Source organism: Rugosimonospora africana (genome assembly GCF_016862975.1).
GTDB classification, from domain to species: domain Bacteria; phylum Actinomycetota; class Actinomycetes; order Mycobacteriales; family Micromonosporaceae; genus Rugosimonospora; species Rugosimonospora africana.
On the sequence record NZ_BONZ01000023.1, the window covers coordinates 100,221 to 126,687 of the forward strand.

Consider the following 26,467-nt stretch of genomic DNA (forward strand, 5'->3'; position numbering starts at 1 on the left):
CCACGCAATGGTCCTATGTGGCGGGAGGCCGCGATTGGGTGCGATCGGAGCGCTCGGCGTGCGGCCGGTTGAACCGGTTGACCGCAGGTGACACCCTGTCGCCGTGGAGCGGGTACCGAGAGCCGTCACGCTGCGCGCCATGCTCGCGGTGGCGCTGCTCGCCGGCTTCTACATGTTCGGGCTTCTGCTGTTCGGGTGCCTGGTCTGGATCGCGGTGGAACTGTTCACGGCGTTCGGCGGTACGGTCGGTCACGACCTGGGCTACGGAGCCGGTGCGCTGCTCGTCGCGATCGCGTGGCCGCTGTGGCAGTTCGCGCGGGCCGGTGAGGAGCCCCCGATGGGGGCACCGGTGAGCGAGCGGCAGGCGCCCGAGCTGTGGGCGACGGTACGGGAGCTGGCGGCCGCCGTGGGGACGCGAGTGCCGGACGAGATCCGGCTCTACCCGGAGGTCAACGCGGCCGTGCAGGAGGACGCCGGCCGGGTGGGGTTGCGGCGCGGCCGGCGGTACCTGTACCTCGGCGTGCCGCTGTTGCGGTCACTGACCGTACCGCAGATTCGCGCCGTTCTCGCGCACGAGCTCGGCCACTACGCCGGAGGCCACACGGTCTTCGGCGCGGTCGCCTACCGCGGCGGTCAGAGCATCACGCGCACTCTGAAGCGGATCGGCCCCCACCGTGCGGCCGGCTTGCTGCTGGGCGCGTACGCGGCGCTGTACTTCCTGGTCGCGATGACCGTGCTGCGCCGGATGGAGGTGGAGGCGGACGCCGCCGCGGCCCGCGCCGCCGGGGTGGACGCGACCCGCGAGGCACTGACGACGCTGACCGGGTTGGTGGGCGCGTGGGACGTGGCGATCGACAGCTGGGTCCGGGCCGCGCGGGATCGCGGCGTGACGCAGGACGAGGCCCTGAACGCGTATGACGCTCAGGTCGCCTATGAGGCGCAGTCGTTGGATGGGCGGTTGGCGGACGGTGAGCGGGCCGAGGAGGCCGCGGCCGGCGGCGTCGGGACGCCCTGGGACTCGCATCCTCCGCTCGCCGAGCGGCTTCGCCTGCTCGCCGAACTGGCGCCGGATCCCGCACCGAGTCCCGTGCCGGATTCCGTGCCGTGGCCCAGGTCCGAGGTTGTCGCGGAGCCTGCGGTCCTGGCCGCCGCGCCGCGGTCCGCCCCCTCGGTCCCTCCGCCGTTCGACGAGCCGGCGATGGTTGACGGTCCGGTGGCGGTCGAGGATCGGGCGGCGATCGACGATCCGGCGGCGGTCGAGGATCGGCCAATGGTCGAGGATCCCTCGGTGGCGGGGAACCTCGTCGCCGACCCCGGGGCGGTGTTCGCCGCGCTCGCCGAGGACCGGTTCGTGGACGTGCTGGCCGCCGCGGCGCGGGCCGCCGCCGACGTCGACGCCGACGCGCTGTTCGCCGCGTGTCGGCAGGCGCTGCCGGGGGCGTCGCGCGAAGGCTTGGGCCTCGTGCTGGACGTGTTGTCGGTCGGCCGTGGAGAGGACGTGGCGTCGGCGCTCGCGGCTGACGTCGGTGAGGAGCCCGCCGACAGCGACGCGGAGGCAGGCGACGAGCCGGACGCGGCGGCCGTCCTCGCGGAGAACGTCAGCCTCGCGATCGGTGCGCAGCTGGTCTTTGCCGGCCTGGCGCGTTGGGACTTCGGGTGGTCGCGGCCGCTGGTGCTGCGGTCGACCGGTGACGACGAGCCGGTGGTACCGGATGTGCTCGTGGCCGACGCCTGCGGCGACCGGGAGGCGGTCGGGCGGCTGCGGGAGTACCTCCGCGGACTGGGCGTCGACGAGGCGACCACAGCGCCCTGGGCGATCCGGGGCTGGCGTGCCCTGGACCCGGGCGAGCTGCCGAGCGCGCTACCCGGATCGGAACGCCTGTCGCGGCTGCTGCTGCCGGACGAGCTGCTGATGCTCATCCGGGCGTACGCCGGCCGGAATCCGCCGACCAGCGACACACTCCGCGCCGGAGTGTCCGCCGCGGTACTGGCCGAGCTGCGCCTGCGCGGGAGGCTGGCGGTCGCCGGGGACCGGTCCGGCATGGTGTACGTGCGCGACGCGCAGCCGACCGGGGAGCCGTTCCTGGACGGCGTGCTCGCCCGGATCGGGGCCGGCGGGCAGCAGCCGGCGTACCGGTGGCTCCAACTGCTCGGTCGCGACGTGTACGCGACGGCCGGCGACCGGCTGGGGCAGCTGCAGCGGCGTTGGGTCTACAACGACACCGGGCGGCTGGTGTTCGAGCGGGCCGAGGACGGGATGGCGGAACGCGTCCGCCGCGACCTCTCCGACGCGCTGCGCGCGGGTGAGAGCGACAGCCACGCGGCGCTCCTCGGCATGCTGCTGTGGGCCACCGAGGCGAGCCGGCCGGTGCTCGGCCGGTCCGCGCTGGCGCACCGGTTCTGGCTCGGACGGCAGGCCGCCCGGGATCCGCTGATGGTGGCGGTCCGGACGGTGACCGGCCTGCACACCGACTTGCCCCGCCCTACCGGTATCTACACCGGCATGTAGAGCAGAGGCGGGTCAGCGGGCGAGGCGCTCGGCCTCCGCGTGCCACCAGGCTGGCGGCGAGGGCGCGGTGACCCGCGACGTCGGCTGGTCCGGGTGCAGCCCGAGCGGCCACAGGGCGTGAGCCCGGACGCGCACCGAAAACCAGCCGCGCCAACGCCCGTCGGGAGCGGGACCGCAGGCGAGGTCGATGCGGACGTCATCGTCGCGCAGCGGCATCCAGTCGATGCCCCGGTCGCGCAGTCAACCGCGCAGTGCCGCCGCGGGACTCGGGCACCCGGGGACGTTCTCGTACTGCGCGATGGTCACCCACTCCGGCTGCGACGCGTCCATGACCCTGAGGGTACCGCGTCGCGGCCGGATGACCGGCGCCAAGTACCGCGGGCCGGTCGGACCTGGGCGTCCGAGGCGGACATTCGAGTGCTAATCTTCGGCGCGCTTTTGGTGGATCGCGACATTTCGATTACCCGGAACGAGGGGACGCACGTGACAACCTGGGACAGCGTGGTCGAGTACGTTCGGTCGAATTACAAGATCGCTGGCGAGGACACCGGCAAGGTCAAGCTGATCTTCGAGGTCGGCGACATGCGTACGCAGGTGGTGTTTCTGTGGCGGGAGACGCTGGAGAACGGGGCCGAAGAGTGGCTCCAGATCGAATCCCCGGTCGGCAAGGCCGACAAGATGGACCTGCGCGCGGTCCTGGAAGAGGTCGGGAACAAGGTGTGCGGCGGCGCGGCGCTGATCGACGACCACCTGTTCATCCGCCAGTCGATGCCGCTGGCCAACCTCGACATCAACGAGTTCGAGCGTCCGCTGGCGCTGATCACCTCCACGGCGGACCGGTTGGAGCGCCAGTTCGTCGGGGGCGACGAGTTCTGATTTGGTACGCGGGCGTGGGCGGCGCGGTCTTCGACCGGCCGCCCACACTCGTACCAGCGGGAAAAAGGGAGGCGACGCGGCCCGGCGGTGAGTTACGCTGGAGGGGATGTGAGTCACTGACACCCCCGCGCCCGCGACCGAGGCACAGCCCGGCGGGCGAAAGCATCTCTTCCGTCGGTGGTGTCCTCCATGTCCGTATCAGCTCTGCTTGCCCATGACCTCGTTCGCACGTTCGGCTCCCGCCGGGTGCTCGACGGTGTCTCACTCGTCGCCTCGCCCGGCCACCGGATCGGGCTGATCGGCGAGAACGGCACCGGCAAGTCCACCCTGCTGCGGCTGCTCGCCGGAGCGGACGAGCCGGACTCCGGCACCGTCGTCCGCCCACCGGATCTGGGCTTCCTGCACCAGGAGATGCCGTTCGAGCCGGCCTCGACGATCGCCGACGTGGTCGACGACGCGTTGCGTGAGGCGCGCGAGATCCTCGCCGCACTCGACCGGCTCACCGGCGCGCTCGGGTCCACTGTGGAGGGTTCACCGGCCTATGCCGAACTGCTCAGCGAGTACGGCGAGCGGTTGGACCGCGCGCAGGAGACCGACGCCTGGGACGCCGACCGTCGCGCGGGGATCGTCATCGCCGGGCTCGGTCTCGGGGAGCTTCCACGAGACCGTACGCTCGCCTCGATCTCCGGTGGACAGCGCGCCCGGCTCGGGTTGGCCGCGCTGCTGATCCGCCGCCCGTCGGCGCTCCTGCTCGATGAGCCGACCAACCACCTCGACGACGCTGCCGCGGTCTTCCTTGAGGAACAACTGCGCAGCCTGCCCGGGGTGGTGGTGCTGGCCAGTCATGACCGGGCGTTCCTCGACGCGGTGTGCACCGACCTGATCGACCTCGATCCGGCGGTGGAGGGGCCGACCCGGTACGGCGGGAACTACAGCGCGTACCAGGCGGAGAAGCGCGCGGAATGGGAACGCTGGCAGCGGCGCTTCGCCGAGGAGCAGGAGGAGATCGCCGACCTGCGCCAGTCGGTCTCGGTGACCGCACACCAGGTCGCACCCGGCCGGGCACGGCGCGACAGCGAGAAGATGGGCTACGGCCACACCACCGGCCGGGTACAGAACCAGATTTCGCGGCGGGTACGCAACGCCACCCGGCGACTCGACGAACTGGAGCGCGAGCAGGTCCGCAAACCGCCGGAACCGCTGCGGTTCCGGGCTTCCACGCTCACCAGTACCGTGACCGATGGCATCCTGGTGTCGTTGCGAGACATCCGGGTCCCGGGTCGGCTCTCGCTCGACCGCCTCGACGTCTCGGCCTCCGACAGGCTATTGGTTACCGGCCCGAACGGCGCCGGAAAGTCGACGCTTCTCGGGGTGCTGGCCGGGCGGTTGGACGCCACCGGCGACATTCACGGGCGGCGGGGACTGCGAATCGGCCTGCTGACACAGGACACCGACTTCGATCGGCTGGACCGTACCGCCCGGGAGACCTACGAACAGGCGCTGGGCCCGCAGCGGGCCGAGACGGTACCGCTGCGTTCCCTCGGCCTGCTCGCGGCCCGCGACCTGGCCCGGCCGGTCGGCGACCTGTCGGTGGGCCAGCGCCGCCGGCTCGCCCTGGCGTTGCTGATCGCCGATCCACCCGAGTTGCTTCTGCTCGACGAGCCGACGAACCACCTCTCGCCGCGGCTGTGCGACGAGCTGGAGGAGGCGCTGGGCACCGGTCCGGGCGCAGTCGTGGTGGCCAGCCACGACCGGTGGCTGCGCGCCCGGTGGGCGGGCCGGCGCATCGAGCTGTGAACCCGAGGGAACGTCGTGGACCGTGCCGACCTACGACCAGTCTGGCTCGGCGCGTCTGACGCCGTGCGACGACCCAGACCAGTCGTGTCCTAGGACGCTTGAGGGGGAGTGACCCACGGCGCTCGGGGTGGTGGAGAAAGCCGGTGTGATGGAGAAAGCCGTGGCGTGGGGAGATGGGTTGCGTTCGCCGCACCGGTGCTGTCATCATCGACGGCATGATCGCTTCTAACGGGAAGGGCGTGCCCGCCCTCGCGCGGTGACCGCCGCGACGCGGCACATCGCCGCCTCCGACGCTCCCGCTGTCCCCAATTTCCGCACCGGCCGGGCTTTCCCGGCGTCCCAGGGTTTCCCCGCTTCCCGGCAACTGCCCGTTTCCGGCATCCGGGCCACGACCGATGTCGCCGCCCGGCACTGGCGTCGGGCCGCCGACATCCGGCGTGAATGGCTCCACTGTGGACTGTCCACCGATCCCGCCGACCGGGAAGCCGCCGAGCAGGCTCTGGCCACCGTCTACGCGCGGCTGCGCCGGCCACGACCCCGGTTCGTCTGGGTCGACTCGCCACGCCAGGCGCTTCCGCTCGTCGCCGGCCTGCCCACGCTGGACACCCTGTACCAGTGGGTGATCCGGCCACCGCACAGCGGGCCGCCGCCGCTGGCGAGCGACCTCGCCGCCTCGCTGTCGCGGCTGCGCGGCGCGCTCGATGAGCGGATCACCCGACCCGATTTCGAGCCGCCACCGCCCAAACGCAAGAGCACGCAGGAGCCGTGGCCGACTCTGGCGCCGCTCGACGCGCTGCGGGCCGGCGTTCCGTTCCGCGAGGTGCTCCGCCAGGGCGTGCGCGACGCGCTGCGGACCAGCCTCGCCGAGGGGTTCTCCCTGCCGGTGCGCGGAGCACTCGCCGAGCGGGGCACGCCGGCCGTCTGCTGGTACGGGCAGCAGGAGGCGTACTGGATCGGGTACTACGACACGTGGCGCCGCCTCGGACTGGCCCAGTACAGTCCGGCGGACGACAGGCAACTGGACGTGTGGGCCACGCTCGCCCGCTCCTGCGGCTGGTGGTGGCCGGGCGAGACCGTGTGTGTGGTCGTCGAGCGGCCGGCCGCGATCCGGGTGGAGCGGGTGCCGGGCGGGCACCACGAACAGGTGCGACCGCGCCGGGACGACGGCCCGGCGGTCGAGTACCGCGACGGTTGGTGTCCCGACGTGTGAGCGGTTGGTCTGGGTGTTCCCCGGCAGTGCCGGGGAACACCCGCCGCCCCGGCGCTATCCCGATCCGGCGCTACCGGATGGCGAAGCCGTCGATCCCCTCCGGTTGTTCGGTGTGTACCTCGATGTCCTCGACCACGGCCGAGTCGGGGCCGTGGCGCATCCATTCGACCAGCTGACCGACCTGGTCGGCCGAGCCCTCGAAGACCGCCTCGACCCGGCCGTCCGGCCGGTTGCGCACCCAGCCCCGGACGCCCTGCCGTACGGCCAGCTGCCGGCAACTGTCGCGGAAGTACACGCCCTGGACGCGACCGCTCACGAGCACCCGGCTACGAATCACACGCCCAGGCTACGGCCCGCTCACCGACCCCGCGCGGCTCTCCGGCGGACGCCAGCGGTGCGGGCGTACAACGCGGCGTGAGCCGTCCGGGTCGGCGGGTGCGGGGGAGGACCCCGGGCCCGCCGACCCGGTACCGTTGCCATCGAAGGCAATCGTCGTCTGGATCCTTGGGTGCGCCGATGGGACACGAATCGCCGGCCGTGCTGGCATTGCTCGCGCTGATCGGACTGGCCGGTGGGGTGGGCATCACCGCGGTTGGGCCGGGCGGGGTACTGCCCACGATCGGGATGTTCCTGCTGACCGGGCTGTCTCCGGTGGGCGTGGCCGGCACCTCCATCGTGACCCAGGTGGGGACCGGCGTCGTGGGTACCGCCGCGTATGTCCGTTCGGGTCAGCTCCGGCAACCGGCGACCCGCCGGGTGGCCGCGATCCTCGCCGCGGCCTCGGTGGTCGGTACGCCGCTGGGCGTGCTGTGCAACACGCTGGTCAGCGGCCGGGCGTTCGGGTTGCTGCTCGCGGTGGTGGTCGCGGCGACCGGGGTGCTGGTGTGGGTGCGCGAGCTGTCGGCCCGTCGTGTGCCGGCCGGCGACGCTTCCGCCCGCCGGCTGTCCACCGCGGACCCGTCAGCCGGTTCGATGCCGGCTGGTGATGCTGACTCCGGCGACGCCGACCCGGCGGCGCGGTTGTCGCCGCTGGTCGTCGCGGCGGTGGGGTTGGTGGTGGCGACCGGGGCCGGCCTTTTCGGGATCGGCGGCCCGATGCTCAGCGTGCCGCTCCTGGTGGCCTGCGGGCTGCCGCTGCTGCCGGCGCTGGCCGCCGCGCAGGCCCAGTCCGTGGTCATCGCCGGCATCGGGACGGTCGGGTACGTCCTGCACGGCGGCATCGACTGGCCGCTGGCCGTGCTCGTCGGCGTTCCGGAGCTGGCCGGGGTGCTCATCGGTTGGCGGATCGCCCACGCGGTACCCGCCCGCCAGCTCAAGTACACGCTCGCCGCCATACTCGTCGCGTTGGCTCCGTACCTCGCGATCCACGGCTGAGACCCGACCGGCGCCACTCCGCGTGGGGGTGGCGCCGGCACAGTGCCTACAGTGGACTCGCGTCAGGCTCGGGCTGGCGTTCCGGCACCGGTTCGGCGGCCGGCTGGGGCTTCGGCCGGAGCACCGCGGCCGCGAGGACGACGGCGCCGACAGCGCCGACCAACCCGGCGATGGACGCGATCGACATGGCCTTGACGAACGCTTCCCGGGCGACGTGTGCCAGCCCGGCGTCGCCGGTGGCGGCGGCGACCCCCAGGGCCTCGCCGATCGAGTGCCGTGCCGGACCGGTGACATCGTCCGGCATCGCCGCGGAGAACGCCGCGGTCAGCACGCTGCCCAGGATGGCCACGCTCAGCGCCTGGCCGACCTGCTGCACGGTGTCGTTGACCGCTGAGCCGACACCGGCCCGATCGTGCGGCAGCGCGCCGAGCAGGGTGCCGTACAACCCGGGCCCCGCCGTGCCGCTGCCCGCGCCGATGATGACCAGTGCCACGACCAGCTTCCCGTACCCGTCGGCCATGGAGATCGTGGCGAGTACCCCGAAGCCGACCGCCAGCAGCCCGAGCCCGATGGCGGCGGCGGCCCGGACGCCGAACTTCTTGTCCACCACCACACCGATCCCGTTGAACACGATCGCGGCGGCGAGCAGAGGCGCCAGGGCGAAGCCGGCCCGCAGCGGGGTGAACCCCAGAACGAACTGCAGGTACTGGGTCAGCGCGAGCATCACGCCGCCCGCGGCGAACGACAGCAGCACGATCGAGAGGCTCGCGCCGGAGAAGTTCCGGTTGCTGAACAGCGCCATCGGCAGCATCGGGTGCGTGGACTGCCGTTCCCACAACGCGAAGAGGGTCAGCACGACGACCGCCACACCGAACCCGCCCAGCGTCTGCGCCGAGCCCATCCCGTACTTACCGGCGTTGATGACGCCCCAGACCAGGGATGTCATGCCCACCATGGACAGCAGGGCGCCGACCGGGTCCGGGCGCATCGCCGGGCCCCGCGACTCCGGGATGATGGCCAGCGCGGCGATGATGCCCAGCGCGGCGATCGGCACGTTGAGCAGGAACACCGAGCCCCACCAGAAGTGGGCGAGCAGGAGGCCGCCGAGGGTGGGGCCGCCGACCGCGCCGAGCGTGAGCACGGAGCTCCAGATGGCGATGGCCTTCTTGCGTTCCTTGTCGTCGAAGACAGTGGTGAGGATCGACAGCGTGCCGGGCATCAGGAACGCGCCGCCGATGCCCATGAGTGCCCGGGTCGCGATGAGCTGGCCGGGGCTGTGGGCGAAGGAGGCGGCCAGCGATGCGCCGCCGAACACGATCAGACCGATGATCAGGCCGCGCCGGCGGCCGTGCCGGTCGGACAGGCTGCCCGCGGTGAGCAGCAGCCCGGCGAAGACCAGGATGTACGCGTCGATGATCCACTGAATGTCGGAGCTGCTGGCGTGCAGGTCGCTCACCAGCGTGGGGATGGCCACGTTGAGCACCGTGTTGTCGACGACCAGCACGAGCAGGCTCAGGCACAGGACGCCGAGGATCACCCAACGCCGCGGATGAGCCGTGGAAGTCGGTGCTGACATGACAGGACACCCTTCGATCGCACTTTGTCCAGTTCTCTCGAACAAAGTACCACGACCGGCGAACTTTGTTCGAGAGCCGGGGTACGATGCTACCGAGTGTGATCCGTCGGACGGAGAAGAGACGCATGCCAAAAGCCGCCAACCCGATCGCCGGTTCGGTGTGGGTCCGCCCCGGCCGCTCCCGCGGCACTCAGCCGACGCTGAGCCGGGAGCAGATCGTGAAAGCCACCGTCGAGCTGCTCGACGAGCTGGGACTGGGCGGCCTGACCATGCGCAAGCTCGGTGCCAGACTCGGCGCCGGGGCGACGTCGCTCTACTGGTACGTGTCGAACAAGGACGACCTGCTCGAGTTGGCCATGGACGAGGTGATGGCAGAGCTCGAGATCCCGGCCCTGACGGAGGCCGGCTGGCGGGAGCCGGCCGCCGCGCTCTCCCGGGGGTTGCGGTCGATGGTCCTGCGGCACCCGTGGTTCACCGGCCTGCTGGGCAACACGCCCAACATCGGCCCCAACGCGATGCGGGTCACCGACCGCTCGATCGCGATCCTGACGGCCGCGGGCTTTTCGGGCATGGACCTCGGATACGTGAGCCAGATGCTGATCTGTCACGCCCTCGGTGCGGCGACGGTGGAGGCGGGGTGGCGCAGGAACGCGGCGACGCGGGTGAGCGTGTCGGAGTTGGCGGACTCGCTGTCGGAGTACTACGAGCGGGACAACGCCGCGAAGTACCCGAACTACGTGACCTGGTGGAAGGAGAACAGGTCGCTGGACATCGACAAGTTCGAGCACGACAGCTTCGAGTTCGCGCTGGAGCGGCTCCTGGACGGCCTGGCGGTCTGGCGCGACCGCCCGAAGTGACAGCGGACCCGCGGTAGGCGACGTGGCCCGATATCGGAGCGACGTGGGCTACCGTCTTGTGTGTGACGGACAGTGATATCGATGGGAGTCTGTGTCCACTCGCTTTCGCCTCCTGACGGATGAGCCTGAAAGCACCGGGGACGAGCACTGGGACGTGTTCCTGGCGGCCCTGGCTGAGCATCTTTTCGGCGCGGGATGGGCGAGGAGCGCCGGACTGGGCTGAGACACGATCCTTGCGTCAGTTCTGGTTCCCGTTTGACACTCAAGCGGCACGGGTGGACGCCGTCGTCCACGCGCCGGCTGCGTTCAGACGCCGCGGCGTATACGTCTCGCCCGAGGAACTGGAGGTCGCGTGAATTCGGATAGCCCGCGGCTCGATAGGCATGCCGGCGATCAGTGAAGCGGGACGGTGTCCGCTAAGCGTCGTCGAATACGCCGGCCTGGTCTCGACCGTCCTCGCCGCCTCCCGCCCCGATCTGGTCGGGGTGTACCTGCACGGCTCGGCCGTGCTCGGCGGGTTCCAGCCCGGCCGCAGCGACGTCGACGTGCTGGCGGTCGTCGAGCGACCCGGGACGGTCGACGCCCAGCGCGCCATGGGTGAGGCGGTCGCCGCGTCGGCACGGTCGTGCCCCGGCGCCGGCCTGGAACTGAGCGTCATCACGGTGACGACCGCGGCCACCATCGGGTGTGGGCCTGTGGCCGCCTCCGCCGCAAACCGGCTCCGGCCGCAATCAGACGGGTTGGCGGCGTGCCCGTTCGAGGTGCACGTGAACACGACCGCTCCGGACGCGGCCATCGTGACCGGCGCGGACCACCCCGGCGATCCCGACCTCGTCCTGCACTGCGCGGTGTGCCGGGATCACGCCCGGGCAGTCACCGGGCCGCCGCCGGACCGAGTCTTCGGCCCGGTGCCCGCCGAGCGTGTGCTCGCCGCGATGACCGCGGACCTGCGCTGGGCGATCGACCAGGGACACATCGGGTACGCCGTCCTCAACGCCTGCCGTGCGCTGCGGTACGCGGAGTCGGGACTGCTGTGCTCCAAGCGCGACGGTGCCGACTGGTACCTCGCCCGCCATCCCGGCGATCCCGTCGTTCTCGCCGCGCGGGACCACGCCCGGTCCGGCGACCCGGTACCGGTCGCCGAGGGCGCCACCCGCTTCCTGGAACAGACCCGGCGTCACCTGCTGGCGGCGAGCGTCCGTCGCACCTGAGCGGTTTCTGCGCGGGCCGGGATCGAAGCGGCAGGTGTTGCCATCCGGCGGCGGGCTGTGATTGCATCGACGGGCTGGCATGCCGACCCGCAGTGGCTCGTGACGTTCGCGCGGTGCTCGCCGCCCCCGCCCACCTTCGTGCGGCACCCTCCCGGGCGCGACCCGCACCCACCCGTGTACCGCATCACCCGTGTACCGCGTCGCCGAACCCACGAATGCGCGTGCCTGGAGGTACCGTGCAGGACTCACCCGTCACAGCGGAACCCGCCGTACCCGCGCCGCCGACCCGGCGGCCAGCCCGGCGGCGGTGGCCCATCATCGCCCTGGTCCTCGTGTGCCTGACACTGCCGGCCGCGGCGCTGGCCGTACAGAACCCGGGATGGTTCTCCCGGTCGTCCGGCCAGCCCGGAGCCCTGCCCGACCGGCTGCGCATACCGCTCGCCGAGCAGGCGGTCTCCGCGCTGGAGAACGCGCCGCAGATCGAGCACCTCGGCCACGACGAGGACAACGCCGGACCCCGGCGGGTCATGTGCACCGCCGATCCGTTCGGCATCGACCCGCCGGATGCGGCGACCGTGGCCGAGGTGCGGTGGGTCTACGCGCAGCACCTGTGCGTCATCGGGCAACCTGGACTGCCGTGGGACTACGCGACCAAGAGCGCCGGGCCGGTGGCGGTCGGGCTGGGCAACCCGCCGGTGGTACGGCTGCCGGTACCGCAGATCGACTACCGCACCCAGGTACGGCAGCTGATTCCGGCCCGGTACCAGCCGATGGCCTTCGGGTCCTTCGCCCACCCCCAGCTGGTCGCCTCGCTGCGCCAGCGCTACAACCACGAGGTGGCGTCGAAGAAGACGTCCTGACCGGTGCCGCTCCGCCCGCCGGAGCCCCGACCGATGCTGCTCGGCCCGATGCAACCTTCCGCGTGCCCGCACCCGTGAGTTAGGGCAACGGTTACCGGGGAAGCGGAGCGAGTATGCGGGTCGAGGCCGAGCGGGAGTACGGCGACTACGTCGAGGCGCGGGCAGCCAGGTTGGTGCGCTTCGCCTACCTGCTGTGCGGGGACTGGCACCGGGCCGAGGACACGGTGCAGAACGCTCTGACGAAGCTCTACCTGGCCTGGCCCCGCCTCACCCGGACCACCGCAGTGGACGCCTACGTGCGGCGGATCGTGCTGCGGGTGCTGGCCGACGAGGGGCGGCTGGCCCGGTTCCGGCGCGAGCGACCGCACGACACGCTGCCCGAACCGCCCGCGGCACCCGACGCCACGGACACTCTCGGCGAGCGGATCGCGGTCATCGAAGCCCTGCGGCTGTTACCGCCCCGCCAGCGGGCGGCGGTGGTGCTGCGGTTCTGGGAGGACCAGTCCATCGAGCAGGTCGCGGAGGCGCTCGGCTGCTCGATCGGCACGGTGAAGAGCCAGACCACCCGGGGGCTTCAGGCGCTGCGCGGGCTTCTCGGGGACCGGGTTTCCGTATCAAGCGAGAGGAGCGAACGATGACCGGCCTCAATGAGCTGCTGGAGCGGGCTGTCGGCGATCAGCCCGCCCTGTCCGTCACCCGGGAGACTGCCGTGGCCGCCGGACGCCGGGCGGCGCGCCGGCGTAGAACGCTGGCGGTCGGTACCTGTGCCGGGGTACTCGCCGTCGCCGGTGTCGCCACGGTCGCGCTCGGCGCCGGCGGCGGAGGTGGGGGCGGCCGCGCCCCGGCGGGTGGCCCGAACACCATGGGGTTACCGGTGTATCCGGTGCCCGCGCTGCCGGCCGCCGCCGGCGTACCGGGCGCGCTGCAACGACCGGATCTGGTGGGCAGCGACCCGCTGCTGAGCCACTTCACCGTGGACACGTCGGCGTGGCCGCTCAGCGAGGCGACCTACATGTCCAGCGACGGGTCCGAGACCGTCAGCGCCGGTGGCCTGACGATTACGGTGAGCCGGACCCGCGATGCCGCGAGTCTGGCCGCCAATCCGGAGTTGACCCAGTTGTCCGCGTCGCCGGGCTCCGTCGTGCCGAACGGGGATCCGGGAACGACCGGGGATCCCGGGCTGATCGGGAGCCCGGGAACGACGGACCAGCCGGGAAAGACCGAGAAGCCGACGACGGTCGGTGGCCGACCCGCGACCCTGACCACGAGGACCGAGACGGGCGGCAAGTACCGCCACTACGGCCTGCTGTGGCAGCCGGTCGACGGGCTGTGGGTGGGCATGTCGGTGGAGAGCGCGACCGCTGAGGCGGAGCTGTGGAGCGACGTCGACGCGCTGCACCTGGACCGTACCGGACGCTGCGTCGTACCATTCCGGCTCACCGACCTGCCGGCCGGTGCGAAGGTGCTGGGCTGCGTCGCGGGGGTGCCGGTGCCTGGGCAGGCGGATGTGAAGTTCGCGTTCTCCAGCCTGCTGGTCGGCGACGGGCGCGGCGACCAGGCGAGCGTGTCGATCGGCGAGATCACTCGACCGGACACCGGTGGTGACGTGGGCCCGAACTACTCCCCAGCGCCGCTGCCCCCGCCGAACCGCACGGTGAACGGCCACCCGATCTTCTGGTCATCGAGCCGCCCGATGGGGTTCATCTCGGACGACTTCGACGGGGTACCGCTGTCCATCGATGTCCGGGGGAGCTACCGGGAGCCGCAGGCGACGCAGATCCTGGCGGGCCTGAAGCTGAGCGCGAACCTCATCGACCCGAAGACCTGGCCCAGCGACCCGATCGGGCGCTGAGCCAGGCCCGATCCGGCCCAGGCCCGATCCGGCTCAGGTTCCGTCTGGCCTCCCGGTTCCGTCCGGCTCAGCGTGCCGGATGGAACCGGCGCAGCCGCAGGCTGTTGCTGACCACGAAGACCGAACTCAGAGCCATGGCGGCACCGGCGATCATCGGGTTCAGCAGGCCGAGGGCGGCCAGCGGCAGCCCGGCGACGTTGTACGCGAAGGCCCAGAAGAGATTGCCCTTGATGGTACGCAGGGTGGCCCGGGACAGCCGGATCGCGTCGGCGGCGACTCGCAGGTCGCCACGTACCAGCGTCAGGTCGGCCGCCTCGATGGCCGCGTCGGTACCGGTACCCATGGCCAGTCCGAGGTCGGCCTGGGCGAGCGCGGCGGCGTCGTTGACCCCGTCGCCGACCATCGCCACCACGCGACCCTCGGCCTGAAGCCGGGCGACGACGTCCAGCTTGCCGGCCGGCAGTACCCCGGCGATCACCTCGTCGATGTCCACGGCGGACGCCACGGCGGCGGCCGTGGCCGGGTTGTCGCCGGTCAGCAGGACGGGCCGGAGTCCCAGGTCGCGGAGCGCGGCGATGGCGGCCGGACTGGTCTCCTTGACGGTGTCGGCGACGGTGAACAGTGCCCGGACCCAGCCGTCCCAGCCGGCGGCGACCACGGTCTGCCCGGCCGGCAGGCCGGCGGGCACCGCGCCTTCTCCGGTTCCGGCCGGCCGAGCCTCGACGACCGATGGGACTGCGGCGGCCAGTTCGGCGGGCATCGCCAGGCCCCGGTCGGCCAGCAGCCCGGGCCGGCCCACGGTCATCGCGTGCCCGTCGACGGTGCCGGTGACACCGAGCCCGTCCAGGGCCGCGAAGCCGGCCACCGCGGGCAGCGATTCCAGCCGGGTACGCGCGGCGGAAGCGATGGCCTCGGCGATCGGGTGCCCGGAGGCGTCCTCCAGCGCACCGGTCAGCCGCAGCGCCTCGCCCTCGTTGACCCCGTCGGCGACGAGGACTCCGGTCAGGGCCATGCGCCCGGTCGTGACCGTCCCGGTCTTGTCGAGTACGACGGTGTCGACCCGGCGGGTCGATTCGAGGACCTCCGGCCCCCGGATGAGGATGCCCAGCTGGGCCCCGCGCCCGGTACCGACCAGCAGCGCGGTCGGCGTGGCCAGACCCAGCGCGCACGGGCAGGCGATGATGAGCACGGCGACCGCCGCGGTGAACGCCGCCGCCACCGGCTGTCCGAGTAGCAGCCACACCACGAGGGTGGCCAGCGCGAGGCCGATGACGATCGGCACGAACACCGCCGAGATGCGGTCGGCCAGCCGCTGCACCGGTGCCTTGCCGGTCTGCGCCGCCTCGACCAGGCGGGCCATCTGAGCCAGCTGGGTGTCGGCGCCGACCCGGGTGGCCCGGACGACGAGCCGGCCACCGGCGTTGACCGTCGCGCCGACCACCGGGGTACCGGGGGAGACCTCGACCGGTACCGGCTCGCCGGTCAGCATGCTGGCGTCGACCGCCGAGGTACCGTCCTCGACCACGCCGTCCGTGGCGATCTTCTCGCCGGGCCGGACGACGAACCGGTCGCCGACGGCCAGGAAGCCGGCGGGTACGCGCTCCTCCCGTCCGTCGCGCAGCACCGCGACGTCCTTGGCGCCCAACTCCAGCAACGCGCGCAGCGCGGCCCCGGCCCGGCGCTTGGCGCGCGCCTCGAAGAACCGGCCGGCCAGGATGAACACGGTCACCCCGGCGGCCACCTCGAGGTAGATCGACGACAGGCCGGACATCCCGTCGACGGTGAACGAGAACGGTTCACGCATGCCGGGACGGCCGGCGGTACCGAAGAACAGGGCGACCATCGACCAGGCGAACGCGGCCAGGGTGCCGACCGAGATCAGCGTGTCCATGGTCGCCGCGCCGTGCCGCAGGTTGGTCCACGCGGCCCGGTGGAACGGCCACCCGCCGTAGACGACGACGGGAGCGGCGAGCATCGCCGACAGCCACTGCCAGTCGCGGAACTGGAGCGGTGAGACCATCGCGAGCACGATCACCGGTACCGCGAGGGCCACGCTGACCAGCAGCCGGGTGCGCAGTGCCCCGACACCGGTGTCGGTGTCGGTACCGCTGCCGGCGAGGGTCACGGCACCGGCCGGTTCACCGGCTGACACCTGATTGGCTGACGACGGGGGCACCGGTACCCAGGCGGTGTACCCGGTCTTCTCGATGGTGGCGATGAGTTCGTCCGCGTGCAGCGCCACCGGGTAGCTCACCGACGCCTTCTCGGTGGCGTAGTTGACGGTCGCGCTCACCCCGGTCAACCGGTTGAGCTTCTTCTCGATCCGGGCGGCGCACGACGCACAGGTCATCCCGCCGATCTCCAGGTCGATCCGGGCCTGGCCGCCACCGAGCGGCAGTTCCGTCTTCACCGCTTCCCCCGTCTCCATCGCCGCTCCCGTCTTTGGCGCCGCTGTCTTACAGCCGCTTCCTAACTCGCCAGCGCGTAGCCGGCCTCGTCGACCGCCGCGCGTACGGCGTCGGCGTCGAGGGGGGCCTGGCTGGTGACGGTCACCGCGCCGGTGCCGAGGTCCACCGCGACGCTGTCGACTCCGGGCAGCGCCTCGACTTCCTCGGTGACCGCGCGCACGCAGTGATCGCAGGTCATGCCGGTTACCTGGTATGTGGTGACGGTGCTCAACGGTCCTCCTCGGACGAAACGGAACGTGGCGGGACAAAGGAATGCTGCCGGGCAAAGGAACTTGGCCGGACAAGGGAATGTGGCCGGACAAAGGGATGCGGGACAGGGGAATCCTGGACAGGACTGCCAGAAATCGGAACGGGAACCCGGCCGGACGGTCGCGCGGTCACGACCGGACCAGGCGGGCGATGGCGTCGCTGGCCTCTTTGACCTTGACGTCGGCCTGCTCGCCGCCCTCTCGGGCCGCGTCCACCACGCAGGTCGCCAGGTGTTCCTCCAGCAGCGACAGGGAGAACGACTGCAGTGCCTTGGTCGCGGCGGACACCTGGGTGAGGACGTCGATGCAGTACTTGTCCTCTTCGATCATCCGTTGCAGTCCGCGGATCTGGCCCTCGACCCGGCGCAGCCGAGCCAGGTAGTCCTGCTTGCTGTTGGTGTAACTGGCCATCGTCATCTCCCGCTCTCGGTGGTACCCGCCCTACGGTACCCCCCTAGGGTATCAGCGCAACGGAGACGGCTGTGGGCTGCACCACGATCCCGTGCACCCGGAGGCCTCCGGACGGGAGGCGGCCGGACGGGAGACCGCCGGCGGGCTCGGCGGCGGGAAAAGCCGGTGCGCGGGCGGCGGACTGTTGGGATACTCCGCCGATGACCGACTCCGATGATCCCGATGCCGTCAGCGATCTCGACACCGCCAGCACCGTCCGGATGCGCTGGAACACCCCGCTGTCCCAGGAGCATGCCGACCTGCTCCTGCGTCGGTTGGACATCCGTCCCGGCTCGCGCATCCTCGACCTGGGCTGCGGGTGGGGCGAACTGCTGCTTCAGGCGGTGGCCGCGGGCGGCACGGAGGGTCCGGTCCCGACGACCGGCATCGGCGTCGACACCTGCGCCGCCGATCTCCAGCGGGGTCGGGAACTGGCCGCGACGCGCTCGCTGAGCGGACACGTGAGGTTCGTGGAGCAGGACGCGGCGACCTGGCGCGAGCCGGCCGACCGGGTACTGTGCGTCGGCGCGTCGCACACCCTCGGCGGCACCGTTCCAGCCCTCAAGGCCCTCGCCGAGCTGGTACGCCCCGGCGGTCGGGTGCTGTTCGGCGACGCGTGCTGGGAGCGCCCGCCCACGCCAGAGGCCGCCGCCATCTTCGGGGAGGAGGCGCTGCCGATCGCCGACCTCGTCGAGCAGCTGCGGTCGCTGGGCTGGCGGGTTCTGCACCTGAGCACGGCCGACCAGCGGGAGTGGGACGACTTCGAGAGCACCTGGCGGGCGGGCCGGCAGGAGTGGCTGCTGGCGCACCCGGACGACCCCCGTGCGGGGGAGGTACGGGAGAAGCTGGACGCTCAGCTGTCCGATTACGTGGGCGTGTACCGGGGGATCCTGAGCCTCGGGTACTTCGTGCTCGGCCGCTGATCGGCCAAAGGCTGCGCTGGTCCCCCGAAGGCGGCGCTGGTCCACCGAAGGCTGCGCTGACCCTCGGAAGGTGCCGCTACGACGCCGTGGATCCCGGCGGGACGACGAGCCCGGACTCGTACGCGAGCACCACGAGTTGCGCGCGGTCGCGTGCCCCCAGCTTCGTCATGGCACGGCTGACGTGAGTCTTCGCGGTGGCCAGGCTGATCACCATGCGACCGGCGATCTCGTCGTTGGACAGGCCGTGCGCGGCGAGCACCACGACCTCACGTTCCCGGTTCGTCAGCAGGGGGAGCGCGACGGGCAGGCCGGTTGGCCGCGGGCGGGACACGTACTCGCCGATGAGCCTGCGGGTAATGGCCGGGGACAGCAGGGCGTCTCCCCGGGCGGCGACCCGTATGCCGTGGAGCAGGTCCTCCGGTTCGGTGTCCTTGACGAGGAACCCGCCGGCCCCCGCGCGGAGCGCGGCATAGACGTACTCGTCCAGGCCGTAGTTGGTGAGGATGACCACGTGGGTACCGGCCAGTGTCGGGTCGTCCGCGATGCGGCGGGTGGCCTCGATGCCGTCGAGTACCGGCATCTGAATGTCGACGAGCGCCACATCGGGCTGGTACCGCGAGGCGAGCGTCACCGCTTCGCTACCGTCGGCCGCCTCGGCGACCACCTCGATGTCGTCCTCGGCGGAGAGCAGCGCCCGGAATCCGGCGCGGATCAGTGCCTGGTCGTCGGCGAGCAGTACCCGGATCACGCCGACTTCTCCAGCGGCAGCTCGGCGCGGACGCGGAACCCTCCGCCGTCGCGCGGCCCGGCGAACAGCGAACCGCCCAGCGCGCTCACCCGTTCCCGCATGCCGGCGAGCCCGACGCCGGGTACCACGTCGGCGCCGCCGTTACCGTGGCCGTCGTCGTCGACGCGTACCGTCAGGTCAGCCGGACCGTAGGTCAGGTGCACGGTGGCGGTCGCCGGACCGGCGTGCCGGGTGACGTTGGTGAGCGCTTCCTGCACGATCCGGTAGGCGACCCGGTCGACCGGGGTGGGCAACCTCCGCCGCTGCCCCCCGACGGTCACCACGACCGGAAGGCCGGCCCGGCGCGTACCGTCGACGAGCGCGTCCAACCGGTCCAGGCCGCCGGCACTGTCACGGGCCCTGTCATCGCCGCTGCCACCGATGGCGTTCCCGGCGGGGTCCGTCCCGCCGTCGCCGTCCCGGTCGGATCGCAGCACCTCCAGCGTCGACCGCAGCTCGCGCATGGCGTCGGCACTGGCCTGCTGGATCGCCACCAGAGCCTCGGGAACCGGATCGTCGCGCTTGCGCGCCAGATGGGTGGCGACGCCCGCCTGCACCTTGATGATGGAGATGCTGTGGGTCAGGGAGTCGTGCAGTTCCCGGGCGATGCGCAGCCGCTCCTCGTCGGCGCGGCGCCGGGCGGTCTCCTCGCGGGTGCGTTCGGCGTCCAGGGCGCGCTGCTCGACCTGTTCGAGGTACGCGCGGTGTTGCCGGGAAACCTCTGCCATGACGCTCGACGCGACCATCCAGCCGACGACCAGGATCCACTGCTGGCGGCCGTACGGATCAGCCCTGCCGGGGTGGGACAGGAACCCGCCGGCGAAGCCGCCGACCAGGGTGGCGACGAGAGTGGCCAGTGGGGCGGGCCAGCGGTACCCGGCTTTGACCACGTTGTAGAGGGCGAACATCACGGGTACGGCCGGGACCACGCCCGGGTACCCGCGCACCTCATACGCCACCAGGCAGGCGGTGGCGACGCCGAGGACCGCGAGGGGCGCCCGGCGCCGGGCCGCTATGACCAGTGCGGGCAACTCCAGCAGGACGTACCCGATCGGGTCGAGTTCGGTGCGCCCGGGCGGCGCGGTGGCGGCCCCCGCGAGTACCACCAAGGCGAGGCCGACCGCGAGCGCGACATCCCGGCGCCAGGCCGGGACCTGGGCCCAGCGCGCACCCAGGCCGCGCACGGCCGAACCGCGCACTGCCGATCCGCCCGCGGTCGATCCGGTTACGCCGTGGTCGGTCATGCTGTCGTTCATATCAGGACGGTAGACGAACGTGACCACCGGTGCGTCAGGCACAGGATGCAGCCGTCCACTACTGCCTGGGAGGTAGTCTCCCGCCGCCCATGCGTCGCGGAGGGTAGCGATGATGTCTTCCCCGGCCTGACGACCGCGGCGCGCGGACCCGGCATCGTGATCCCCCGAAGGACCCGAGACGGGCCCGTTTCCCAACGGAGGAAGGTTGGCGTGAGACACGATGGTGCTCCGGTTCCACGATGGCCGTACGTGCTGTTCCGCGGCACGGCGACAATCGAGGCGGTACTGGCGGTGGCGCAGTCCGTTCTCGCTGGCGGATTCCTGAGCGGGTACTACATCGCGCTGAGTGTGCACATGACGGTGGGCTTCACCATGGTTGCCGTCGCGGTGGCGCAGGTCCCTGTCGCGGTGTTCCTGCGCCGGGCCGGCGGGCCGCCGGGCATCCTGCGGGAGAGCCTGCCTCTGCCGCTGATCCTGGCGGCGCAGGGCGTGCTGGGAATCTTCCACCTACTGATACTGCACATCCCGTTGGGTGTGCTCATGGTGATCGGGGCCACCCGGCTCACGGCGCTGGCGTGGCGTACGCCGCTGCCCGGCCGTGCTGGAGTGGACGCCGAATCGGTAGAGCCTGAACCCGCGGGCGTGCGGTCGTGAACCGGCGTACCGCGCTGCGGTTGGGCGTGGCGGCGGCCGGCGCCGGTGTGGTGGGCGGTGGGATCGCCACCGCCGGGTGGTCGGCCGTCGACTGGCTGTGGCGCCCGGGCGAGCCGGGTCGGTTACTGCGCAGCGAAGCCCCGCTGCCGGCGCCGTTCCGGGTACCGTTGCCGGTTCCTCCGGTACTGGCGCCGGTGCGCACCGACGGCACCACGGACTACTACGAGATCGTCCAGCGGACGGCACGGCTGAACATCCTGCCGGGCCTGCGCACCGAGGCGTGGACGTACGGTGGGAGCTTCCCGGGTCCGACGATCGCCTCACGCTCGGGCCGGCGGACGGTCGTGCACCACCGCAACGAGCTGCCCCAGCCGGTCGTGGTGCACCTGCACGGCGGGCACACGCCGACCGCCAGCGACGGGTACCCGCTGGACACCATCCTGCCCGCGGCGGGGTTCGCGGCCGGTGACAGCTCGTCGAGCATGCCGGGCATGCCTGACATGCCGGGGATGGAGGGGATGGTCGGCGATACCCGGTTGGGACAGCGGACGTACACGTACCCGATGAACCAGCGGGCGGCCACTCTCTGGTACCACGACCACCGGATGGGGCGTACGGGTCTGGGGGTGTGGCGGGGGCTGGCCGGGTTCCACCTCGTTCACGACGATGCCGAGGACGCGCTCCCGCTGCCACGGGGGCAGCGGGACATCCCGCTGATGATTGCCGACCGGTCGTTCACGGCCGACGGTTCCTTCCGGTACCCGGCGGCATCGGCCGGAGGCGTCACCGACGCGTACATGAACGGGGTGCTCGGCGACGTCATCCTGGTCAACGGCGCGCCCTGGCCGGTGCTGCGCACCGATCCGGCCCGGTACCGGCTGCGGCTGCTCAACGCGTCGAACGCCCGACGGTACCGGCTCGAACTGGACCCGCAGCCGCCCGGCGGCTCGGCCCTCGTGCAGATCGGCAGCGACGGCGGGCTGCTCGACCGGCCGGTCGCGCACGACGCTGTGGAACTGGCCCCGGCCGAGCGCTTCGACGTGGTCGTCGACTTCGGCCGGTACCGGCCGGGGACGAGGGTACGGCTGGTGAACCGGCTGGGCTCGGGCTCCACGGTCGAGGTGATGCGGTTCGACGTCACGGGGTCGGGCCGGGGCGACGACTCGGCGGTGCCCGACCGGCTCGGCAACGACGCCGGCACCGGCGCGCTGGACCCGGCACGGGCGGTCGCGACGCGCACGTTCCTGTTCCGCCAGCAGCGCGACGGAACGTGGACCATCAACGGCGAACCGTACCGGCCGGGTCATCCGCTGGTCAGCCCGAAGCTGGGTACGGTCGAGGTGTGGCGGTTCATCACGGACTTCCACCATCCGGTTCACGTCCACCTCGACCCGTTCCGGGTGGTGTCCCGCAACGACCGTGCGCCGGGCCCGTACGACGCCGGCTGGAAGGACACTGTGGACGTCCAGCCGGCGGAGGCGGTCGAGGTGGTCACCCGGTTCACCGACTACCCGGGCCGGTACCTGCTGCACTGCCACAACCTGGAACACGAGGACATGGCGATGATGGCCGACTTCACGGTCGGCTGAGCGAACGAATGGTGGGCACGGTGCCGGCTTCCGCTGGCACCGTGTCCCCTGTCCCATGTGGACTGTCGGGTGTGGACCGTCAGGTGTGGGATCCCGTCAGGCGCGGGTCCACTTCTGGTTGGTGCCGCCGTTGCACGTGTAGACGTCGACTTCGCTGTGGTTGGCCGTACCGGCGCCGCTGACGTCGAGGCACAGCCCGGTGGCGACGCTGGTGATGGTGCCGTTGCTGTTGACGTTCCACTGCTGGTTCGTGCCGCCGTTGCAGTCCCACAGCTCTGCCTTGGTACCGGACGCGGTGGCGCCGCCGGGGATGTCCAGGCACTTGTTGCCGTACACGACCAGCCACTTGGACGGGGTCAGCAGCCAGGACTGGTTGCCACCGCCGTTGCAGTCCCAGATATCCAGCTGGGTGCCGTTCATGGTGGTCGACCCCGGCACGTCCAGGCACCGGTTCGAACCCGTGCCGCGGATCACGGTCGCCCCGCCACCGCCGCCGCCCCAGGCCCACTGGAGCCGGGTGACGCCGGAGGCGCTGTTGTTGGTCAGCGTCAGGTTGGTGCCGCTGCCGTGCAGCGTCTCCATGCTGTACGTGTCGCCGTTGCGCAGGCCGGGCCAGTAGACCGAACCCATGCCGAGCGCGTGCATCACGTCGCTGTCGGCCTCCACGTACGCGATGAAGTAGTTGTTGTTGATCGGGCCGGTGTAGTTGAGCCCGGTGGTCATCTGGGCGCCCCACTCGTCGACGACGGTCCGCGACGCGCACGACCCGATCCGGTTGCGCAGGTCGCTGACCCACCCGGCGTACGCGGTCTGGCTGGTGTTCCAGAACCCGTACACGTGCAGGGACAGGTACGCGCCGGTGAACCGGCTGTCGGCGCAGACGCTGGTGACGTTGTCGTTGTAGCCGGTGCCGCTGACGAACACGCGGTTCTTCGGGATCGACGGGTACGTGCTCATCCACTGGGCGACCAGGTTGGCCCAGGCGCTCGCGCTGTAGCCGAACGGTTCGTTCATCGGTTCGAAGTACACCCGGCTGTTGCCGGCGTACTTGCTGGTGACCGTCTGCCACATGGTCCAGTAGGACGTCAGGTCGTCGACGACACCGTCCTTGTGGGCGACACCCTCCCAGTAGCTGAGGATGACGTTGAATCCCTTGGCGGTGGCGGCGTCGACGGCTCCGGAGTAGGAGGCCCAGAACGAACCGTTGACGCTGTACGGGTTGATCGGCAGCCGTACGGTGTTGGCGCCCAGGTTGGACTGGAAGCCGCCGATGACCGCGGTTGCCTTCGCGTACGTGGTGGCGTAGCTGTCCGATGTGGACAGTCCGGACGGTACGACCGGGTCGTCGGCGTAGTTGTCCCGGGGATCGGCCCAGTTCACACCCTTGAACTGGTTGGTGGCGGCGTACGCGCCCGGGGTCGGGCCGGCGACTCCGACCGCTATCGAGCTGGCGGCGAGGGACACGGCGGCCGCGGCCAGGGCGAGGCGCCAGGATGGGCGCCGGTGGGCGGTGCTGGTGGTCGGACGGAACATGATGGGGTGTTCCTTTCGACGAGAGCCCGGATTCGGATCTGGTCGCCTGCACTGACATAGATAGACTTTCATGGATATCAGTCGACGCACAGCCTAGGATTCGGGTACCCCTTCGTCAAGGGGTCAGTAAAAGGGTGCGGCTTAGTCCTCTGTGGCTGTGTCTGTGAGGCTGTGCGGTCTGTGGCTGCGTCGGTCCCGTGGTCGGGTTTCAGCGGAGGGCGATGCGGACGGCGGGCGCCGTGCCGACGGCCGACAGGAAGCCCTCCAGGGCCAGCGTCGCGGCGCCGAGGCTCACCGGGTCGCCGATGATGCCGGACAGCGTGATGTCACTGGCCGCGAGCGGGTGCCGCAGTGCGTGCCGGGCCACCACCGCCCGTACCTCGTCCAGCAGCGGCTCGCCGAACCGGGCGGCAACCCAGCTGCTGAGCACGATGGCCTCGGGGTTGGCGAGGTTGATGAGGTTGGCGATGGCGACTCCGAGGTACCGGGCCGTCTCGCCGATCACCTTCGCGGCGACCGGATCGCCCGAGCGGACGCCCCGGGCCAGGGCGTCGATCGTCGCGGTCTGGTCGCCCAGGTGCAGCATCGGGCTGTCCGGGTCGAGTTCACGCAGGTGCTGCATGATGCCGGGCGCGCCGACGTAGGTCTCGACGCAGCCCCGTCCGCCGCAGTGGCACGGCCTTCCGTCGAGTACCAGTGTGGTGTGCCCCCACTCGCCGGCGCTGTTGGTCGCCCCCCGGTACAGCGAGCCGCGGAACGCCAGCCCGGCGCCCACCCCGGTACCCAGATTCAGCACGACCACGTCCTCGCGACCGCGGCCCGCGCCGAACCACAGCTCGGCGACGACCGCCGCGCGCAGCGGATTGTCGAGATACAGCGGCATGGTCAGGCTCTCGGCGAGCAGCCCGCGCAGCGGTACGTCGTGCCAGTTCCAGTTCGGCGCGAAGACCGACACTCCGCCGCCGCGGTCGACCTGGCCGGGGACGCTGATGCCGGCGCCGAGCACGCGCCGCGCCGCGGTCGCGCCGCTGCCCAGCGCCGTCCGGACGCCCGAGACGATGTGGGCGACCACCTGCTGCGGACGGTTCTCCTCCGGATGCAGTTGTTCTTCCGCGCTGGCAAGCGGGGTCAGCGCGGCGTCGAACACCTCGACGTGCACATAGGTCTCGGCGACGTCGACGCCGATGAGTACGCCACCGGCCGGGTCCACGGACACCAGGCCACGCGGGCGGCCGCCGCTGGAGTCTTCGAAACCGACCTCGACCAGGATGCCCGCGTCCAGCAGTTCGCCGATGAGGTTGGAGACGGTCGCGAGGCTCAGCCCGGTGCCGGCCGCGACCCGCTGCCGGGACACCGGGGACTCGGCGAGGATGTGCCTCAGCACCTCGGACCGGTTGGCCACCCGGATGTCGCGGGACGTCCCCCTGACGATCTGGACCACCTGTCCTTCGCCCGGAATTCCGACCAGTCTGGCTCGGCGCGTCTGACGCCGCGCCACGACCCAGACCAGTCGTCGGCTGCTCGGCCGGCTGGGGCATAAGCCTAACGCCTGGGAAATCCGCCGGCGCATCATCCGGTCGGGCAGGGGCGGTGTCGTGTGAGGTCGCTCGAAGATTCTTGATCGTCCACAATGGAGTGAGTCGATCGAGCTAAGATCATCGTCATGACTGTCCTGGTGACCGGCGCGGCCGGGGGAGTGGGCCGGCTGCTGGCGCCGCGGTTGGCGGAGGAGTTCGACCTGGTGCTCACCGACCAGGTGGCCGCGCCCGGCGTGATCATCGGAGACCTGACCGACCCGGGCTTCCGGTCGGAGGTGCTGACCGGGGTCGACGCGGTCGTGCACCTGGCCGGCGACGCGGATCCGGAGCACGACTGGTCGCGGCTGCGGGTACCCAACGCCGATCTGGTGGCCGGGTTGCTGGACGCGGCGGTCGCGGCCGGAGTCGGCCGGGTGGTGTTGGCCAGTTCCGCGCACGCGATGGCCGGGCACGTGGACGCCGGCCGAATCCCGGTACGGGAGGACTGGCCGCCGTCGCCGTGCTGCCAGTACGGGGCGGTGAAGGTGTTCGCCGAGGCGCTCGGCCGGGCGTACGCGGCTTCGTGGGGGCTGCGGGTCATCTGCCTGCGGCTGGGCGGGGTTCGGGAGCGGCCGGTGGCGCGCAGCTGGCTCCCGGGCTGGCTCAGCCCGGGAGACCTGGGCCGGTTGGTGGGTGCCGCGCTGCGCGCGGACGTGGAGTTCGGCACGTACCACGGGATGTCGGCCAACACCGGGAGCCACTGGGACCTGTCTCGGGCGCGTGCCGAACTCGGCTACGTACCGCTGGACGATTCGATCCGGTACGCCGGTGATGTCCCGGATGACCTGGTGGCCGAGCCGGATCCGCGCGCCCGGCCACGGCTGGGCCTCGCGCACCGCAGCTAGGCCCTGTCCTGCCGA

General features: G+C 71.6%; 24 protein-coding genes. 14 read left to right on the forward strand and 10 right to left on the reverse strand.

All coding sequences use genetic code 11. The features are described from left to right. Positions 1-103 precede the first annotated feature (103 nt). Positions 104-2,509 carry a GPP34 family phosphoprotein gene (locus Raf01_RS12855; RefSeq protein ID WP_203918055.1) on the forward strand — a complete coding sequence of 802 codons (2,406 nt, stop codon included), beginning with the start codon at positions 104-106 and terminating at the stop codon, positions 2,507-2,509. A 12-nt stretch (positions 2,510-2,521) separates the two neighbouring features. On the opposite strand, the gene Raf01_RS12860 is transcribed toward Raf01_RS12855, so the two are convergent. Then, the gene (locus tag Raf01_RS12860; protein WP_203918056.1) at positions 2,522-2,725 is read right to left on the reverse strand and encodes a hypothetical protein; all 204 of its coding nucleotides are present in this window, start codon (positions 2,723-2,725) and stop codon (positions 2,522-2,524) included. 267 nt (positions 2,726-2,992) lie between these two features. On the opposite strand from Raf01_RS12860, the gene Raf01_RS12865 reads away from it, so the two are divergent. From Raf01_RS12865 to Raf01_RS12875, 3 genes are all read left to right on the forward strand, one after another. Then, positions 2,993-3,385, forward strand: a complete 393-nt coding sequence (locus Raf01_RS12865; protein WP_203918057.1) for a hypothetical protein — start codon at positions 2,993-2,995, stop codon at positions 3,383-3,385. A gap of 189 nt (positions 3,386-3,574) precedes the next feature. Further along, positions 3,575-5,182, forward strand: coding sequence for an ABC-F family ATP-binding cassette domain-containing protein (locus Raf01_RS12870; protein WP_203918058.1), 1,608 nt, complete (start codon positions 3,575-3,577; stop codon positions 5,180-5,182). Positions 5,183-5,438: 256 nt separating this feature from the next. Beyond that, the gene (locus Raf01_RS12875) at positions 5,439-6,392 is read left to right on the forward strand and encodes a DUF6745 domain-containing protein (protein WP_239133565.1); all 954 of its coding nucleotides are present in this window, start codon (positions 5,439-5,441) and stop codon (positions 6,390-6,392) included. A 70-nt stretch (positions 6,393-6,462) separates the two neighbouring features. Here the strand turns inward: Raf01_RS12875 and Raf01_RS12880 are convergent, their stop codons facing one another. After that, complete coding sequence (locus tag Raf01_RS12880; RefSeq protein ID WP_203918059.1) at positions 6,463-6,729, reverse strand: acylphosphatase; 267 nt, start codon at positions 6,727-6,729, stop codon at positions 6,463-6,465. Positions 6,730-6,908: 179 nt separating this feature from the next. Between Raf01_RS12880 and Raf01_RS12885 the strand changes: the two genes are divergently transcribed. Beyond that, a complete protein-coding gene (locus Raf01_RS12885) occupies positions 6,909-7,766 on the forward strand; it encodes a sulfite exporter TauE/SafE family protein (RefSeq protein ID WP_203918060.1) in 858 nt (285 codons plus the stop codon). 46 nt (positions 7,767-7,812) lie between these two features. Here Raf01_RS12885 and Raf01_RS12890 read toward each other — a convergent pair whose 3' ends face one another. Continuing rightward, a complete protein-coding gene (locus Raf01_RS12890; RefSeq protein ID WP_203918061.1) occupies positions 7,813-9,342 on the reverse strand; it encodes an MFS transporter in 1,530 nt (509 codons plus the stop codon). Positions 9,343-9,467: 125 nt separating this feature from the next. Here Raf01_RS12890 and Raf01_RS12895 point away from each other — a divergent pair, with 125 nt between their 5' ends. The 5 genes from Raf01_RS12895 to Raf01_RS12915 all read left to right on the forward strand — a co-directional run bounded on the left by Raf01_RS12895 (position 9,468) and on the right by Raf01_RS12915 (position 14,122). After that, positions 9,468-10,199: a TetR/AcrR family transcriptional regulator gene (locus Raf01_RS12895; protein WP_203918062.1), complete on the forward strand. Its 732-nt coding sequence runs from the start codon at positions 9,468-9,470 to the stop codon at positions 10,197-10,199. 383 nt (positions 10,200-10,582) lie between these two features. Then, a complete protein-coding gene (locus Raf01_RS12900; protein ID WP_203918063.1) occupies positions 10,583-11,410 on the forward strand; it encodes an aminoglycoside adenylyltransferase domain-containing protein in 828 nt (275 codons plus the stop codon). 236 nt (positions 11,411-11,646) lie between these two features. Further along, complete coding sequence (locus Raf01_RS12905) at positions 11,647-12,270, forward strand: hypothetical protein (RefSeq protein ID WP_203918064.1); 624 nt, start codon at positions 11,647-11,649, stop codon at positions 12,268-12,270. A 113-nt stretch (positions 12,271-12,383) separates the two neighbouring features. Then, positions 12,384-12,908: a SigE family RNA polymerase sigma factor gene (locus Raf01_RS12910; protein ID WP_203918065.1), complete on the forward strand. Its 525-nt coding sequence runs from the start codon at positions 12,384-12,386 to the stop codon at positions 12,906-12,908. Next, on the forward strand, positions 12,905-14,122 hold the full coding sequence (locus Raf01_RS12915) for a hypothetical protein (protein ID WP_203918066.1): 1,218 nt from the start codon (positions 12,905-12,907) through the stop codon (positions 14,120-14,122). The genes Raf01_RS12910 and Raf01_RS12915 overlap by 4 nt, the downstream gene beginning before the upstream one ends. 67 nt (positions 14,123-14,189) lie before the next feature. Here the strand turns inward: Raf01_RS12915 and Raf01_RS12920 are convergent, their stop codons facing one another. From Raf01_RS12920 to Raf01_RS12930, 3 genes are all read right to left on the reverse strand, one after another. Beyond that, positions 14,190-16,550 (reverse strand): heavy metal translocating P-type ATPase, encoded by a 2,361-nt coding sequence (locus tag Raf01_RS12920; protein ID WP_203918067.1) that lies wholly within the window; start codon positions 16,548-16,550, stop codon positions 14,190-14,192. Between the two features lie 41 nt (positions 16,551-16,591). After that, a complete protein-coding gene (locus Raf01_RS12925) occupies positions 16,592-16,801 on the reverse strand; it encodes a heavy-metal-associated domain-containing protein (RefSeq protein ID WP_203918068.1) in 210 nt (69 codons plus the stop codon). A gap of 166 nt (positions 16,802-16,967) precedes the next feature. Beyond that, positions 16,968-17,249: a metal-sensitive transcriptional regulator gene (locus Raf01_RS12930; protein ID WP_203918069.1), complete on the reverse strand. Its 282-nt coding sequence runs from the start codon at positions 17,247-17,249 to the stop codon at positions 16,968-16,970. Positions 17,250-17,449: 200 nt separating this feature from the next. On the opposite strand from Raf01_RS12930, the gene Raf01_RS12935 reads away from it, so the two are divergent. Beyond that, complete coding sequence (locus Raf01_RS12935) at positions 17,450-18,211, forward strand: SAM-dependent methyltransferase (RefSeq protein ID WP_203918070.1); 762 nt, start codon at positions 17,450-17,452, stop codon at positions 18,209-18,211. 76 nt (positions 18,212-18,287) lie between these two features. Here Raf01_RS12935 and Raf01_RS12940 read toward each other — a convergent pair whose 3' ends face one another. Next, positions 18,288-18,959 carry a response regulator gene (locus Raf01_RS12940; RefSeq protein ID WP_203918071.1) on the reverse strand — a complete coding sequence of 224 codons (672 nt, stop codon included), beginning with the start codon at positions 18,957-18,959 and terminating at the stop codon, positions 18,288-18,290. Further along, entirely contained in the window at positions 18,956-20,254 is a 1,299-nt protein-coding gene (locus Raf01_RS12945) for a sensor histidine kinase (RefSeq protein WP_239133566.1), read from the reverse strand. The genes Raf01_RS12940 and Raf01_RS12945 overlap by 4 nt, the downstream gene beginning before the upstream one ends. A 210-nt stretch (positions 20,255-20,464) precedes the next feature. Between Raf01_RS12945 and Raf01_RS12950 the strand changes: the two genes are divergently transcribed. Further along, positions 20,465-20,908, forward strand: coding sequence for a hypothetical protein (locus Raf01_RS12950; RefSeq protein WP_203918072.1), 444 nt, complete (start codon positions 20,465-20,467; stop codon positions 20,906-20,908). Next, positions 20,905-22,497: a multicopper oxidase family protein gene (locus Raf01_RS12955; protein ID WP_203918073.1), complete on the forward strand. Its 1,593-nt coding sequence runs from the start codon at positions 20,905-20,907 to the stop codon at positions 22,495-22,497. Before Raf01_RS12950 ends, Raf01_RS12955 begins: the two co-directional genes overlap by 4 nt. Before the next feature lie 96 nt (positions 22,498-22,593). On the opposite strand, the gene Raf01_RS12960 is transcribed toward Raf01_RS12955, so the two are convergent. After that, positions 22,594-24,030, reverse strand: a complete 1,437-nt coding sequence (locus tag Raf01_RS12960; protein WP_239133567.1) for a ricin-type beta-trefoil lectin domain protein — start codon at positions 24,028-24,030, stop codon at positions 22,594-22,596. 208 nt (positions 24,031-24,238) lie between these two features. Then, positions 24,239-25,471, reverse strand: coding sequence for an ROK family transcriptional regulator (locus Raf01_RS12965; RefSeq protein WP_239133568.1), 1,233 nt, complete (start codon positions 25,469-25,471; stop codon positions 24,239-24,241). A gap of 222 nt (positions 25,472-25,693) precedes the next feature. On the opposite strand from Raf01_RS12965, the gene Raf01_RS12970 reads away from it, so the two are divergent. Continuing rightward, entirely contained in the window at positions 25,694-26,452 is a 759-nt protein-coding gene (locus Raf01_RS12970) for an NAD-dependent epimerase/dehydratase family protein (RefSeq protein WP_203918075.1), read from the forward strand. Positions 26,453-26,467: the final 15 nt, after the last annotated feature.

Excerpts from the sequence above, each read along its gene's own strand:
- Raf01_RS12860 (WP_203918056.1), bottom strand. The coding sequence starts at position 2,725 with ATGCCGCTGCGCGACGATGACGTCCGCATCGACCTCGCCTGCGGTCCC.
- Raf01_RS12870 (WP_203918058.1), top strand. The coding sequence starts at position 3,575 with ATGTCCGTATCAGCTCTGCTTGCCCATGACCTCGTTCGCACGTTCGGC.
- Raf01_RS12885 (WP_203918060.1), top strand. The coding sequence starts at position 6,909 with ATGGGACACGAATCGCCGGCCGTGCTGGCATTGCTCGCGCTGATCGGA.
- Raf01_RS12890 (WP_203918061.1), bottom strand. The coding sequence starts at position 9,342 with ATGTCAGCACCGACTTCCACGGCTCATCCGCGGCGTTGGGTGATCCTC.
- Raf01_RS12895 (WP_203918062.1), top strand. The coding sequence starts at position 9,468 with ATGCCAAAAGCCGCCAACCCGATCGCCGGTTCGGTGTGGGTCCGCCCC.
- Raf01_RS12900 (WP_203918063.1), top strand. The coding sequence starts at position 10,583 with ATGCCGGCGATCAGTGAAGCGGGACGGTGTCCGCTAAGCGTCGTCGAA.
- Raf01_RS12910 (WP_203918065.1), top strand. The coding sequence starts at position 12,384 with ATGCGGGTCGAGGCCGAGCGGGAGTACGGCGACTACGTCGAGGCGCGG.
- Raf01_RS12915 (WP_203918066.1), top strand. The coding sequence starts at position 12,905 with ATGACCGGCCTCAATGAGCTGCTGGAGCGGGCTGTCGGCGATCAGCCC.
- Raf01_RS12920 (WP_203918067.1), bottom strand. The coding sequence starts at position 16,550 with ATGGAGACGGGGGAAGCGGTGAAGACGGAACTGCCGCTCGGTGGCGGC.
- Raf01_RS12930 (WP_203918069.1), bottom strand. The coding sequence starts at position 17,249 with ATGGCCAGTTACACCAACAGCAAGCAGGACTACCTGGCTCGGCTGCGC.
- Raf01_RS12935 (WP_203918070.1), top strand. The coding sequence starts at position 17,450 with ATGACCGACTCCGATGATCCCGATGCCGTCAGCGATCTCGACACCGCC.
- Raf01_RS12945 (WP_239133566.1), bottom strand. The coding sequence starts at position 20,254 with ATGAACGACAGCATGACCGACCACGGCGTAACCGGATCGACCGCGGGC.
- Raf01_RS12960 (WP_239133567.1), bottom strand. The coding sequence starts at position 24,030 with ATGTTCCGTCCGACCACCAGCACCGCCCACCGGCGCCCATCCTGGCGC.
- Raf01_RS12970 (WP_203918075.1), top strand. The coding sequence starts at position 25,694 with ATGACTGTCCTGGTGACCGGCGCGGCCGGGGGAGTGGGCCGGCTGCTG.